Annotated in this window: 11 protein-coding genes and 4 pseudogenes; 14 read left to right on the top strand and 1 reads right to left on the bottom strand. The window is 67.4% G+C overall.

The genetic code is table 11. From position 1 onward, the window contains the following. The first annotated feature begins 44 nt into the window (after positions 1-44). The 12 genes and pseudogenes from IPF76_RS13805 (at position 45) to IPF76_RS13750 (ending at position 9,391) form a co-directional block, all read left to right on the top strand. The gene (locus tag IPF76_RS13805) at positions 45-332 is read left to right on the top strand and encodes a hypothetical protein (protein WP_293845069.1); all 288 of its coding nucleotides are present in this window, start codon (positions 45-47) and stop codon (positions 330-332) included. A gap of 503 nt (positions 333-835) precedes the next feature. After that, positions 836-2,890 (top strand): annotated as a pseudogene (locus IPF76_RS13800) (ParB/RepB/Spo0J family partition protein). A 639-nt stretch (positions 2,891-3,529) separates the two neighbouring features. Beyond that, positions 3,530-3,829: a DUF736 domain-containing protein gene (locus IPF76_RS13795; RefSeq protein ID WP_293845133.1), complete on the top strand. Its 300-nt coding sequence runs from the start codon at positions 3,530-3,532 to the stop codon at positions 3,827-3,829. A 284-nt stretch (positions 3,830-4,113) separates the two neighbouring features. Next, positions 4,114-4,956 (top strand): DUF932 domain-containing protein, encoded by an 843-nt coding sequence (locus IPF76_RS13790; protein ID WP_293845066.1) that lies wholly within the window; start codon positions 4,114-4,116, stop codon positions 4,954-4,956. 510 nt (positions 4,957-5,466) lie between these two features. Continuing rightward, the gene (locus IPF76_RS13785; protein WP_293845131.1) at positions 5,467-5,739 is read left to right on the top strand and encodes a DUF2285 domain-containing protein; all 273 of its coding nucleotides are present in this window, start codon (positions 5,467-5,469) and stop codon (positions 5,737-5,739) included. Positions 5,740-5,873: 134 nt separating this feature from the next. Further along, positions 5,874-6,023: pseudogene (locus tag IPF76_RS13780) on the top strand (DUF6499 domain-containing protein); the annotation flags it as partial. A 67-nt stretch (positions 6,024-6,090) separates the two neighbouring features. Then, positions 6,091-6,654: a DUF2285 domain-containing protein gene (locus tag IPF76_RS13775; RefSeq protein ID WP_293845064.1), complete on the top strand. Its 564-nt coding sequence runs from the start codon at positions 6,091-6,093 to the stop codon at positions 6,652-6,654. Positions 6,655-6,783: 129 nt separating this feature from the next. Further along, a complete protein-coding gene (locus IPF76_RS13770) occupies positions 6,784-7,050 on the top strand; it encodes a helix-turn-helix domain-containing protein (protein ID WP_061937696.1) in 267 nt (88 codons plus the stop codon). Positions 7,051-7,096: 46 nt separating this feature from the next. Further along, positions 7,097-7,552, top strand: coding sequence for a DUF2840 domain-containing protein (locus IPF76_RS13765; protein WP_293845129.1), 456 nt, complete (start codon positions 7,097-7,099; stop codon positions 7,550-7,552). Next, positions 7,549-8,106: a S26 family signal peptidase gene (locus IPF76_RS13760; RefSeq protein WP_293845056.1), complete on the top strand. Its 558-nt coding sequence runs from the start codon at positions 7,549-7,551 to the stop codon at positions 8,104-8,106. The genes IPF76_RS13765 and IPF76_RS13760 overlap by 4 nt, the downstream gene beginning before the upstream one ends. A 36-nt stretch (positions 8,107-8,142) precedes the next feature. Then, positions 8,143-8,475: a DUF736 domain-containing protein gene (locus tag IPF76_RS13755; RefSeq protein WP_293845053.1), complete on the top strand. Its 333-nt coding sequence runs from the start codon at positions 8,143-8,145 to the stop codon at positions 8,473-8,475. Positions 8,476-8,479: 4 nt separating this feature from the next. Continuing rightward, positions 8,480-9,391, top strand: a complete 912-nt coding sequence (locus tag IPF76_RS13750) for a lytic transglycosylase domain-containing protein (protein WP_293845050.1) — start codon at positions 8,480-8,482, stop codon at positions 9,389-9,391. Between the two features lie 130 nt (positions 9,392-9,521). On the opposite strand, the gene IPF76_RS20885 is transcribed toward IPF76_RS13750, so the two are convergent. Beyond that, a complete protein-coding gene (locus IPF76_RS20885) occupies positions 9,522-9,743 on the bottom strand; it encodes a hypothetical protein (protein ID WP_366499703.1) in 222 nt (73 codons plus the stop codon). 111 nt (positions 9,744-9,854) lie between these two features. Here IPF76_RS20885 and IPF76_RS20880 point away from each other — a divergent pair. Both IPF76_RS20880 and IPF76_RS13735 read left to right on the top strand, forming a co-directional pair. After that, positions 9,855-11,389, top strand: a pseudogene (locus IPF76_RS20880) (DUF3363 domain-containing protein). 12 nt (positions 11,390-11,401) lie between these two features. After that, positions 11,402-12,976, top strand: a pseudogene (locus IPF76_RS13735) (conjugal transfer protein TraG); the annotation flags it as partial.

Genomic DNA, 12,976 nt, shown 5'->3' with positions numbered 1-12,976 from the left:
TAGAAGGGTCAGACTCGCTTGCAGAGGCACTACAGGAGACTGTGATGGCAAAATCAGTGACGCTCAGCACCGGAAGGACATTCCCGACCGTCACCGCCGCAAAGGAGCATTTCGCGGAAATCCTCAACGGCCAAGAGCTGAAGCAGGCTTTCTCCGGCAACGAGTTCGCAGATATTCAGGCCACCTATGTCGCCTATTGCGCCAAGACCGACTGGCCGTTGCCGTCAGCGCCAGCTTCGTTCTATCCCGTGCATGATCGCGGCCCCGGCCACCACGCGATGTTTCGGCGTGACGTTCGAAGACGGCACGACGGGAAACTTTTCGATGGATAAGGCACTTCGGGCGATCGCGGCGTAGGGCGGTTCCGTCCTCTTCTTCGGCTTTCAGACCATTGCGTTTCTGAACTGGGTCTCGATTTCTGGACCTGCTGCCGCCGGGAATTTGGCGCCTCCCTGCGGGACCGCCGCTCTATCTCCGCTGCGCCCCAACCGAACCCCTGACGGGTTTCGACCCTGCCGGGTGACGATCAGCATGGCGGGGCGGCGCTGGCGCGCCGGTCGGTCAATCCGCCCTGCGGATTGCGGTTCTTTCCAGCTGCGGAGATCGGGCCAGGGCTGCGCCGGCCCGATCGCGCTGCTGTAGCTCTCCCGTCGGTGGGGTAGGCGACGCTTCCCTTTAGGCCCGCCGCGCCGGGCCGCAACGCGCGCGGGGCGCGCTTACCTCCTCTGCGTTCCGGTCCTTTCGGATGCTGCCCGGCTCCGCCGGCGGGCCTGCCGGTCCGCTTCTTCGCCGCCCACCCCATTCCGGGGTGAGTGTGGTTTGAAGGAGAAGTGTGATGAACGCTGTGACCGAAGCCGCAGCCGCCGAGCCTGTGTCCGGCATTGAGATTTTCGTGCCGCTGGCCAAGCTCAAGAAGTCCCCCAAGAACGCGCGCAAGGTGCCGCACGGGGAAGCCGCTATTGAGGCGCTGGCCGCTTCGATCCAGCACAAGGGACTGATCCAGAACCTTGTCGTCGAGCCGGAGACCAAGGAGGACGGGACGCCGACCGGCTATTACCTCGTCACCTCTGGCGAGGGCCGCAGGCTGGCGATGCTGCTGCGCGCCAAGCGCAAGCAGATCAAGAAATCCGAGCCGGTTCGCTGCTGGCTCGATACCGCCAACGATCCGTCCGAGATCAGTCTGGATGAGAACGTGACCCGGACCCCGATGCACCCCGCCGACCAGTTCGAGCGGTTCCGCGAGCTTGCGGACGGCAAGGGATGGGGCGCGCAGGAGATCGGCGCGCGATTCGGGGTGTCGGCGGGCGTGGTGAAGCAGCGCCTTCGCCTTGGCGCTGTCAGCCCGAAGCTGTTGCAGGTCTATCGCGAGGACGGCCTTACGCTGGACCAGCTTATGGCCTTCGCCATCACCGACGACCATGACCGGCAGGAGCAGGTGTTCGCCAACCTGCATCATAACCGCGAGCCGTGGATCATCCGGCGCGACATGACCGCGAGCAATGTTCCGGCGACCGACCGGCGCGCGCTGTTCGTCGGGGCGGACGCCTATGTCGAGGCGGGCGGCAACATCATCCGCGACCTGTTCAGCGAGGACCGGGGCGGGTTCTTCGAGGATGCGGGCTTGCTCGATATGCTCGCCGCCGAGAAGCTGCGTGGAGGTCGCCGGGCAGGTTCAGGCCGAGGGCTGGAAATGGGCCGAGGCGCATATCGACTATCCCCATGCCCACGGGATGCGGCGCTTCTATCCGCGGTCGGTTCCTCTGTCCGACGAGGACGAGGCGCGGCTGGAGGCCCTGTCCGCCGAGCACGATGAGCTTGCCGAAGGCTATTCGTCCTATGACGAGATGCCCGAGGACGTGGCGGCGAAGCTGGAAGCGGTGTCCGACGAGATCGACGCTATTTCGGCCAAGCGCTACGCCTACGACGCCAACGTGATCGCCCACGGCGGCGCGTTCGTGGTCCTAAACCATGATGGCACGGTCAGGATCGAGCCGGGTTTCGTTCGGGCCGAGGACGAGGCGCTGGCGGACCCCCAGCCGGAGCCGGAAGAAGGCGATGCGACCGAGCCGCAGATGGGCGACGACAAGCAGCCGGAGGACGGCGACGAGGACGAGGAACCGGGCAAGCCGATTTCCGACAGCCTCACCCGCGACCTGTCCGCCCATCGGACGCTGGCCCTTCGCGTGGCGCTTGGCGAACGGCCCGATCTGGCGCTGATCGCCTTGACCCACACGCTCACCGCGCAACTGTTCTACAGCTATGCGAGGCCGGTTGCCTTGAGGTTCGTCCGACCGTGACGCCGCTTGGGAGCCATGCGGACGGGATCGAGGATACGCCGCTGGCCGCGCGGGCGAGCGAGCAGCACGAGGCATGGGCCGAGCGGATGCCGCGCGACGTGGCGGACCTGTGGGGCTTCATCGTCGGGCTGGACGAGGCGAAGCGGACTGCGCTGCTGGCGCATTGCGCGGCTCGCACCGTCAACGCGCTGCGGCTGCCGTGGGATCGCAAGCCCCGGACGCTGCAAACGGCGGACAGGCTGGCGACCGCGCTGGCGCTGGACATGGCGAAGGACTGGACGCCCACCGTGGACAGCTACCTTGGCCGCGTCACCAAGGTGCATATCGTGGAAGCCGTGGCCGAAGGCGTGTCCGAGGACGCCGCCCGCCGCATCGCGGACATGAAGAAGCCGGACATGGCGCAGGCCGCCGAGCAGCTTCTTTCCGGGACCGGCTGGCTTCCCGTCGCGTTGCGGACGCCCGAACCGGAAGAGGACCCCGCACCTGTGGAGCCGGAGGACACGGAAAGCGTGAAGCAGCCGCCCGAAGTGGAGGATAGCGAAGCGTCTATGCTGTCGCCGCCGAATAGCGGCACCGGGTCGGGGACCGCGTGAGCGGTCCCGGCCTTCCATTGTGACCGGCGAAAATCGCGGCCGCGCCCGTTGGGGCGCGGCCGCTCCCTTGGCAAAGGCACCCCGCTCCGAGGGCGCGGGGCGGCGTGCTGACGGTGGATCGACCGCTGCGTTTCTGGTGCGCGATTCGTCCAGTGATGTTGCGGACCCGCACGGCGGAATCGCTTGGCGACGATGATGCGGACGGTGAGCGACGTTCTATTCCAGCCTCGCGCTGGATCTCGGCGAACATGCAGGCAGAGAGTCGGCGGCGTCTGCTCCCCCGCCATCTCGGCGAAGGATTGCTTGCGAAGTAATCCGGCGCGGGCCAGCAAAGAAGCGAATGCCGCCGCTGACAATGCCGTCATAGCCACAGCGTAGAATTTCCGGTTCGGCGACAACCGCGCGGCCTCTCGATTGGCTTGATCTAACCGGGGTCGGCTTCGCCTTGATCGGCCTGACGCAATGGCACCGCGCGGCTTTTTTCCGCCGCCTTCGGCTTTGCATCGCGAAACAAAAAAGCCGCGCGTCGCCATCCTCCGCTGCGCTCCGGCCGCGAGCGGTGCGCGTCCGATCATCCCCCCTTCACCGATCGCCATCGAGGCCGCGGCGGTCGTGGCCCGAAGCAAAAGGAACTTCGACATGGCTACCATCGGCACCTTCACCCAGGCGGCTAACGGCTCCTTCAGCGGAACCATCAAGACGCTCACCCTCAACGCAAAGGCCACCCTCCGTCCGATCGACAAGGAGAGCGACAAGGCCCCCGATTTCCGCCTCGCGGTCGGCACGGTCGAGTGCGGCGCGGGATGGAAGAAGACCAGCCGCGAGAACCGCGACTACATCTCGGTCAAGCTGGACGATCCGACCTTCGCGGCTCCGATCTACGCCACCCTGTCCGAGACCGAGACCGCCGGCGAATACGCGCTGATCTGGTCGCGCTGACCTCCGCACGGCGCCCCGCTCCCCTCGAGCGGGCGCGCTTCATGTGTTGGCCCGCCAGTTCATAATATGGACGTGCCAGTGGCCCGGCATGTTGTGAGGTGCTTGGGGCGCTGCCCCCAGCGCCCTTCGGAGCGGCTTCCGCCCAGCTTCCTCCACGCGCGAGCGCGTTCCGTGCAGCCGGTTCCCCGCGAAGCCGCTTTCCGCTTGCACCCCCGGTCTCGCCGACGGGCAGGGTTTCAGCGCGGCGCTCCGCTGCGCGGAAACCCAGACCCAAGGAGGTTCAGATGCACTACCAGCTTGCCACCCGGTTCGGCCGCAACGCCCATCAGATCAGCGGCCGGGAGCCGCTCGACAATGAGGCGCTGTATCGGCACGTCCCATCCATCTTCGCCCGCGAGGCGCACGACAGCCGTTCCGAGCGGTATGTCTATGTCCCCACCATCGACATCGTGGAGGGGCTGCGCCGGGAAGGGTGGTTCCCGTTCTTCGCCGTGCAGTCCGTTCCGCGCGACGGTTCGCGCCACGGCCACGCGAAACACATGCTTCGCCTTCGCCGTGACGAGGGCATCGGCAAGCCCGAGGCCGCCGAAGTCATCATCGTGAACAGTCATGACGGAACGAGCGCTTATCAGATGTTCGCCGGAATGCTGCGGTTCGTCTGCACCAACAGCATGATTGCAGGCGAGCGGTTCGAGGAGGTCCGCGTGCCGCACAAGGGTAATATCCAGCACGATATTATCGAGGGCGTCTATACCGTTGCCGAGGACTTCCCCCGACTGATCGACGCCAGCGAGTCGATGAAAGCGATGCAGCTTTCCGAGGACGAGCGGCGATTGCTCGGCGAGGTTAGCCTTGTCGCTCGCTACGGAGAGGATGAAAGCCCGCTGCGGCCCGAGCAGATCATCGAGCCGCGCCGGCGCGAGGATGTGGACCGCAGCTTGTGGACCACATTCAATGTCATTCAGGAGAATGTCATTCGGGGCGGATTGCAGGGCCGCAAGCGCAACGCCGAGGGCCGTATCCGCCGCGCACAGACTCGCGCGATCAACGGCATCGACCAGAATGTGACGCTGAACCGCGCGCTCTGGACGCTCGCCGAGGGAATGCAGCGCCTCAAGGCAGCCTGAAGATCGCCGCCGCAGGGTCGGAGTTCCGGCCCTGCGGCTTGCGATTTCGCGCCGATCCGCTGCACCGGATCGGCGGCAGCGCGCGCCCCATAGTCCGCGCGATCAATGGCCGCGCTCGCCGGGCTGGCGCGCCGGCTCGCGCTGGGTAGTGGTAAAATCCCGCCGTCCCAAAGGACAGCGGGCCGCTACGCGGCGGCCTGGGGTTGGTAGCCCCACGTTTAGCGGTTTGGTGTCGGCCGAAACGACGCCGCAATCCTTGACCATGCGGTCGGGGAGCCTGCGACGTATGTCCAGGCGCTCCGGTGCTAAAGGTCGTAGGGGCCGACTAAACGCGGTTTACCACTCCCTGATCACGGGTTCAGGAGCTGTTTGCGGGGGCGCACCGCAAACCAGCAGCTCCGTGAGTGATTGTCGAGCAATGCGGATTGCGCACCTAGTTATGCCGAGCAAGCGCATCGAAAATGCTTCGCCGAGGGTCTATTGGTTAACACAGGCCAAGACGTGAGAGTGATGGGCAACAACCATTTTCATGACCGAGCGCCTGATTCCCCGCAGCTCACCAGCTATGACGAGGGACATCTGATGGTCTATCTCCGCCTCCTCGATGCGGAGGCGGACGGGACCGACTGGCAGGAGACCGCCGCGACAATCTTCGGCATCGACGTGGGCGCCGAGCCCGATCGCGCGAAGGCGATGCACGAAAGCCACCTTGCGCGCGCGCGGTGGATGACGGAGATCGGATACGCGCATCTGCTTGGCTGCGAAAGTCGGCTAAACCGTTAAGATTTAACTCCAATTCGGAGCATTCTCGCTGCCCTCGTTGCACGGTTGTTCGCGGTCTTTGCGCTATCCTGGCGAGGACAACCGGAAGATGTTGGACTCCTAGAATCCGCGCCAAGCGCGGTTGGGAGGATGCAATGCCGACGCCGCCAGGGCGTCGCCAGCGGCGCGCCGGCGGACTGCCCGACGCCCTCGGGCGCGCTGAAATTGCCGCCGAGTTTCTCCGGCGAAACCGCACTTACCGCGCCGAACATGCGCAGATGCAGCAGCGCATCGCGAGCGGCGCCGTCGCGCAGAACGCAGCCGAGACGCAGTTCGCGCGGCGCTGGGGTTGTCCTTTCGCCACGGCGCCGGATGATCTCAGACCCGGTAATCTGGCGCCCGGAACTGACCGCCGTCACCGTCATCCTCGACGCCGCGCCGGACGAATTCGAGACCGCCGCCCCGGTCGATCCGCACGCGCTCGGCGCGCTGCTCGCCGACGAAGCGGGCATCGACGGACGCCACGTCATCGTCGCCGACGCGGCCGGCGAGCATCGGCTTTGGCTGCGCGATCCGCAGCCTGGCCGGCCGCTCGCCGCCGTTATCCCGCTCGACAAGGATTTCATCACGCGCATTGCGAGCCTGCTGCGCTTCCATCGCCGCCTGTTCGGCCGGGCGGCGGGGCCGCTGCCACGCGGCTGGCCGCTTACGACCTACCGCCTGGCACGCCTCGACCTGATGCTCCGCGCGCTCGACCTGCGCAATGGCGGCGCGACCTATCGACAGATAGCTGCCGAGCTGGGGCGCGAAGATGCGACCAAGCTGTCCGCGAGCGACTGGAAGATGTCGGCATCACGCTCATTCGCGGTGCGGCTGGTCCGCGACGGCATAGCGATGATGAACGGCGACTATCGCAAACTGCTCCGCATTCGCTGACTCGGCTCCTCCCGGTCCCGCCCTTTGGGGGTGGTCGCATCCGCGTAGCTGCACATCTTCATACCCCACCCGGCCGTTTCCATTCTGACAATTACGCCTCCTGCCGCCACCGCCCGCAGGAGCCATCACTTGTCCGATACGCCCACCAACCTGCCGCCCCGCTTCCTGCGCACGCCGGAAGCCGCGCGCTTTCTCGGCCTCTCCGGTCGGACCCTTGAGAAGCACCGCTATTTCGGCACCGGCCCCGCCTACCGCCGGATCGGCGGTCGCGTCGTCTATTCGGTCGATGACCTGCGGGCCTGGGCCGACATCGGCATTAAGCATTCGACCTCCGATCCGGGGCAGGACGACCTCATGCCGCGCGCGGATTCGGTGATCGCCCGGAGTCGGCGATGACCATCCCGCCGTCACCCACCCGTCACCGTCAACCGTCCGACGACGGCTGACCCATGTTGAACTGACCTGGATCGGAAAGCGGATCGAGCACTGGATCAGGTTCGGCCGCATCGCCGTGGACGAGATCGTTGATCGTCACCGTCGCATCGTGCGCTTTCGGCCCGGCGCGATCTTCGCGTTCGTCCGCTGGGCGGCGAACGACTATGGCACGGTAGTCTCGCGCCTCGACATCGTGCGCGCAGTCGGCGCGGACGAGCCGTTCACGACGCTGCCGTTCGTGCGGCCGGGTGGCGACATCCTGCTCAAGATCGAGGGCTGGCCCAAAGTCAGTCAGGTTCTCGCGGCGATCGACGCGACCGAACCGGCCGGCGTCGATCCGTGTGACGCCGCTCCCGACCATTGGCGACACGTCCATAACCGCATCGCTGCCGGACAAGCCCCGCGTCCCTACACGAAGGAGCGTCATCGCGCCTGGCTTAAGCGCCGGGAGATCGAGGGATGACGCGCCAATTCTATCTCCGCGCGACAGCCTTCGCCGCGTCAGCGTTCGTCCTATCGTTCGCTGCCATCGCGCTCACCGATCCGCTGCCGCGCGTCGTCTGGAACGCCAGCGCGAGCGCACCGCTCGGCCTCTATCGTATACAGCCCGACAGCGATCCGCCCGTTGGCGCGCTTGTCGCCGTCGCGCCGCCCGCGCCGCTGGCGCGGTGGCTGGCCGAGCGCGGCTATCTCGGCCGCGACGTGCCGCTGTTGAAGCATGTCGCAGCCAAGGCGGGAAAGCGCGTTTGCAGGACTGGCGTAACGGTCAGCGTTGATGGGCGGGTGGTTGCCGCCGCTCTGATCCGTGACCGGATCGGCCGTCCGCTGCCCGCGTGGCAGGGTTGCCGCACGCTCGCGACCGGCGAACTGCTGCTTCTCAATCTCGACCATCCCGACAGCCTGGACGGGCGCTATTTCGGGCCGTTGCCGGCCTCGACCGTGCTCGGCCGCGCGATCCCGATCCTCACCCGCGACACACCCGAAGCGCCGCTGACGTGGCGTGCCGCCCGGTCCTGACGCCGCATCCACCCCACCAAACGAAAGGACATTCCCATGCAGATCGGCAGCTTTTTCCGCACCGCCAACGGCTATGAAGGCATCATCGAGACAGTGACGCTCGACGTCCGCATCTCGATCGTTGCCGCCGACCCGACCGACGCCGAAAAGGCGCCGGACTGGCGCGTCCATCGCGGCGACAGCGAAGGCCCGGAGATCGGCGCGGGCTGGAACGAGACCGGCGAGCGCGCCGGGGATTATGTCTCGCTGCGCATCGACGACCCCGCTTTCGCGCAGCCGATCCGCGCCGCGTTGTTCCAGAACACGGGCGACAAATCGGCCTGGTCGCTGCGCTGGAACCGCCAGCCGAAGTCGCGCGAGCAGGACTGAGCCGGTGCGATCCATGTTCATCCCTTTGTTTGCGGGAAAGTCGTGTCATCCCTTCGTCCCGCTCGGCCCAAGGCCGGCCGGCGCGCGCAGCGGAGGTCAAGGGCGGCCGAAGGCCGGCGCTTTGCGCGAACCCTTTACCGCAGCGAGCACGCTGGCAGGCTGGCGGCGAAGCGGAGTCGGATCGGCCATATTGATTGCCGCCGTCCTGCTGTCCGGTGGCGCTGCGCCGGGAACGGTTCGGGCGCAAGAAGCGCCCCTTGCCGCCCCGGCCGCAGCCCATCCCTACGCCGGTCATGTCGCCGATGCCGCGCGGCGGTTCGGGATTCCCGAAGCGTGGATATGGGCGGTCATGCGCGTCGAAAGCCGGGGCAATTCGCGCGCCGTCTCGCGGGCTGGCGCGATGGGACTGATGCAAATCATGCCCGCGACCTGGGCGGGGCTGCGCGCCCGTTACGGTCTCGGCCCCGACCCGTTCGACGTGCGCGACAACATCATGGCGGGCGCGGCCTACCTGCGCGAGATGCACGACCGCTACGGCGACGCGAGCGCGATGCTGGCGGCCTATAATGCGGGACCGGGGCGCTACGACGACTATGTGTCGCGCGGCCGTCCGCTGCCCGCCGAGACGGTCGGATATCTCGCCCAGCTTACAACCGTAGTCGGGGCGCCTGGTGCGGTCGAAACGGCGGTGAGTGCGCCGCCGGACCGCTTCGCTTGGCGTCGTGCAGCACTGTTCGTCCGCATCACAGGCAGCGGGTCCGCGCCGTCTGCCGCGCAATCGGACGACACATCCGATGCGCCGGGATCGGTCGCGGCGCGCGCCGCGGAAGCGCAAGAGCGCGCTGCTCCTTCGTCACCGGAGACGCAGGCGGATACCTTGTTCGTCCCCCGCGCCCGCGCGGGCCGACCGCAATGATCGGCGCTCGCTCACGATCGGCCGCCGGATTCGAGAAGGGAACCGGGAGGGCAGGAAGCAGAGGGGAAGTGCGAGGGCAAGATATAAGCCGCACCCCGTTTCGCCGAAAAGCCAAGGCTTTTCCGTGGCTTCACGCGGGGGCGTCGGTCGGCGCGCGTGCCGCGCGGAAGGGAAAAGCCAGCAAAAACAGCGCCTCGAATGGCACCACAGGCCATTTTCGGCCGAAAGCGGCCCGGCCGTGAGCGAGGACAGCGAGTTCCGCGTCCGGCCGGGCAAGGCCAAGCGCAGCAAGGCGCAGGGCCGCAATGCCCGCGGCCTGGTCGCCGAGGTGCTGCGCGTCGCGGCGATCCACAGCGGCGGCCGGCGCACCGGGGGCAGCCCGCGCCGAGGTGGCCAATCCAGTTTTGGCCGGGGACGCACCGCGTTTGCCCGCAGCCGGCTATTCGGTTCGGGTCGCCGAGTGATGGTGAAGGCGCTACCCGTGAGCCATCGCAGTCGCGGCGGCCGGCGCATGGCGCCGCTGTCCGCGCACGTCGCTTATTTGAAGCGCGAAGGCGTCACCCGCGACGGCTCGCCTACCCGGATGTTCGACGCGGCCGGCGACAACGCCGACGATCGCGGTTTCGCCGAGCGGTGCAAGGATGACCGGCATCATTTTCGCATCATCGTCTCGCCAGAGGACGCGGCCGAGCTGACCGACCTGCGCGAATACACCCGCGATCTCGTGCGACAGATGGAAACGGACCTGGGGACGCGGCTCGATTGGGTCGCAGTCGATCATTGGAACACCGACAACCCGCACGTCCATCTGCTCGTGCGCGGTGTCACCGACACCGGCACCGATCTTGTCATGGCGCGGGACTATATCAGCCACAACCTGCGTTCCCATGCCGAGGAGCTGGCGCAGGCCGAACTTGGGCCGAAGCCTGAGCATGAAGTGCAGCGCGCGCTCGACCGCGAAGTGGCTGCCGAGCGCTGGACGCGGCTCGATACCGAGATCGGCCGCGCGGCCGACGAGCTGGGCGTCATCGACCTGCGAACCGAGCGGCCCGGCCCGGACGATCCGCGCCTCCGCCGGTTGATGGTCGGCCGCTTGCAGCATCTGGAGACGATGGGGCTGGCCGCTGAAGGCGAGCCTGGACAGTGGGCGGTCGCCGAGGGCGCGCAAGCCAAGCTGCGCGAGCTGGGCGCGCGCGGCGACATCATCCGCACGATCGGCGCGGCGCTTGAACGACGGGGGCAGGACCGGCCGCTCGACAGCTACGCGGTTGTGAGCGGCGCGCCGGACAAGCCGATCGTCGGCCGGCTGATCGACAAGGGGTTGCACGACGAGCTGTATGGCGCAGCCTATGCCGTGATCGACGGCACGGACGGCCGCACCCATCATGTGCGGCTGCCCGGCATTGAATCGCTGGAGCAAAGCCCGACGCTCGGCGGGATCGTCGAGCTGCGCGCTATAGGCAAGCCGGGCGAGCCGAAGCACACCCTGATCCTCGCCACGCGATCGGACCTCGACATCGCCGCGCAGGTGAAGGCGCCCGGCGCGACCTGGCTTGACCATCGGCTGATCGAGCGTGGCACGGGTGTCGCGGACGGCGGCTTCGGCGCGGAGGTGCGCCGGGCGATGGACGCGCGCACCGATCAACTTGTCCGCGAGGGGCTTGCGCGACGCTATGGCGAACGCACGGTGTTCGAGCGCGGCTTGCTCGACACGCTGCGCAGCGCGAGCTGGACGCAGTTGGCGCGAAGATCGCGGGCGAGACCGGGCCTTGCCTATCGCCCGACCACGTCCGGCGAGAAGATCGCCGGCACCTATCCGCCAGCGCCTCGCACCTCGCGTCCGGCCGCTTCGCCATGATCGACGACGGGCTGGGCTTCCGTCTCGTGCCCTGGGCCAGCGCGCTCGAACAGAAGCTCGGCCGCCAAGTGTCCGGCGTCGTCCGCGCTGGTGGCGGGATCGACCTAGTCTTGGGCCGCAAGCGCGGCCTCGGCCTCTGAAGGAGACAGCCTATGTCCGCGACCAAAATCCTGTGGGGCCAGATCATCACCGTCTTTCTGATCGTGCTCGCAGGCGTGTGGGGCGCGACGCAATGGACCGCCGCGGCCTTGGGCCTATCAGCCCGAGCTGGGGCCGCCTTGGTTCGTCGCTTCGGCTGGCGCGTCTATCCGCCGCCGGCCTTCTTCTGGTGGTGGTTCTCGTTCGACGCCTACGCGCCCGAGATATTCGAGACCGGCGCGTTCATCGCCGCGTCGGGCGGGTTCGTGTCGATCGCCGTCGCCATTGGAATGTCTGTGTGGCGTGCGCGCGAATTGAAGAACGCCGAGACCTATGGCTCGGCACGCTGGGCGACGACGCGGGAGGTTCGGGCGGCCGGGCTGCTTGGCGCGAACGGTGTCGTGCTCGGCAAGCTCGCTGCTGACTATCTTCGCCACGACGGCCCGGAGCATGTGCTGTGCTTCGCGCCGACCCGGAGCGGCAAGGGCGTCGGCCTGGTCGTGCCGTCGCTGCTGACCTGGCCGGGCTCGGCGATCGTGCACGACATCAAGGGCGAGAACTGGCTGCTCACCGCCGGCTTTCGATCCCGCCACGGCCGGGTGCTGCTGTTCGATCCGACCAACGCCGCGTCGGCCGCCTACAACCCGCTGCTGGAGGTGCGGCGCGGCCAATGGGAGGTGCGCGACGTGCAGAATGTCGCGGACGTGCTGGTCGATCCCGAAGGCAGCCTGGAGCGCCGGAACCATTGGGAAAAAACGTCGCACTCGCTGCTGGTCGGTGCGATCCTTCACGTCCTCTATGCCGAGCCGGACAAGACGTTGGCCGGCGTCGCGTCCTTCCTCTCCGATCCATCGCGCACGATCGAGCAGACGCTGGCGGCGATGATGGCGACGCCGCATCTCGGCGAGTCCGGCGTGCATCCCGTCGTCGCCAGCGCGGCGCGGAGCTGCTGAACAAGTCGGACAACGAGCGTTCGGGGCGTGCTCAGCACCGCCATGTCGTTCCTCGGGCTCTACCGCGATCCGGTCGTCGCGCAGGTCACGCGGGCGTGCCAGTGGCGCATATCGGATCTGGTGGAGGGCGAACGGCCGGCGACGCTCTATCTGGTCGTGCCGCCCAGCGACATATCGCGCACCAAGCCGCTCATCCGCCTCATCCTCAACCAGATCGGGCGCCGGTTGACCGAGGAGCTGACCCCGAAGGGCAACCGCCATCGCGTGTTGCTGATGCTCGACGAGTTTCCCGCGCTCGGCCGGCTCGACTTCTTCGAGTCCGCGCTGGCGTTCATGGCCGGCTACGGGCTCAAGGCATTCCTGATCGCGCAGAGCCTCAATCAGATCGAGAAGGCTTACGGGCCGAACAACGCGATCCTCGACAACTGCCATGTCCGCGTGAGCTTCGCCACCAACGACGAGCGCACGGCGAAGCGCGTGTCGGACGCGCTCGGCACCGCCACCGAGATGCGGGCGATGAAGAACTATGCCGGGCATCGCCTGTCGCCGTGGCTCGGGCACCTGATGGTGTCGCGGTCCGAGACCGCTCGCCAGCTTCTAACGCCCGGCGAGGTGATGCAGCTTCCGCCCGACGAC

It is taken from the genome of Sphingopyxis sp. (assembly GCF_016704835.1).
GTDB lineage: Bacteria > Pseudomonadota > Alphaproteobacteria > Sphingomonadales > Sphingomonadaceae > Sphingopyxis.
The sequence above is the reverse complement of the archived record's forward strand: the minus strand, read 5'-3'. Positions and strand labels throughout refer to the sequence as shown.

Bases quoted from the DNA above. Each gene is read 5' to 3' on its own strand.
- IPF76_RS13760 (WP_293845056.1), top strand. From the start codon at position 7,549: ATGACGCGCCAATTCTATCTCCGCGCGACAGCCTTCGCCGCGTCAGCG.
- IPF76_RS13755 (WP_293845053.1), top strand. From the start codon at position 8,143: ATGCAGATCGGCAGCTTTTTCCGCACCGCCAACGGCTATGAAGGCATC.
- IPF76_RS13790 (WP_293845066.1), top strand. From the start codon at position 4,114: ATGCACTACCAGCTTGCCACCCGGTTCGGCCGCAACGCCCATCAGATC.
- IPF76_RS13805 (WP_293845069.1), top strand. From the start codon at position 45: ATGGCAAAATCAGTGACGCTCAGCACCGGAAGGACATTCCCGACCGTC.
- IPF76_RS13775 (WP_293845064.1), top strand. From the start codon at position 6,091: ATGATCTCAGACCCGGTAATCTGGCGCCCGGAACTGACCGCCGTCACC.
- IPF76_RS13795 (WP_293845133.1), top strand. From the start codon at position 3,530: ATGGCTACCATCGGCACCTTCACCCAGGCGGCTAACGGCTCCTTCAGC.
- IPF76_RS13785 (WP_293845131.1), top strand. From the start codon at position 5,467: ATGGGCAACAACCATTTTCATGACCGAGCGCCTGATTCCCCGCAGCTC.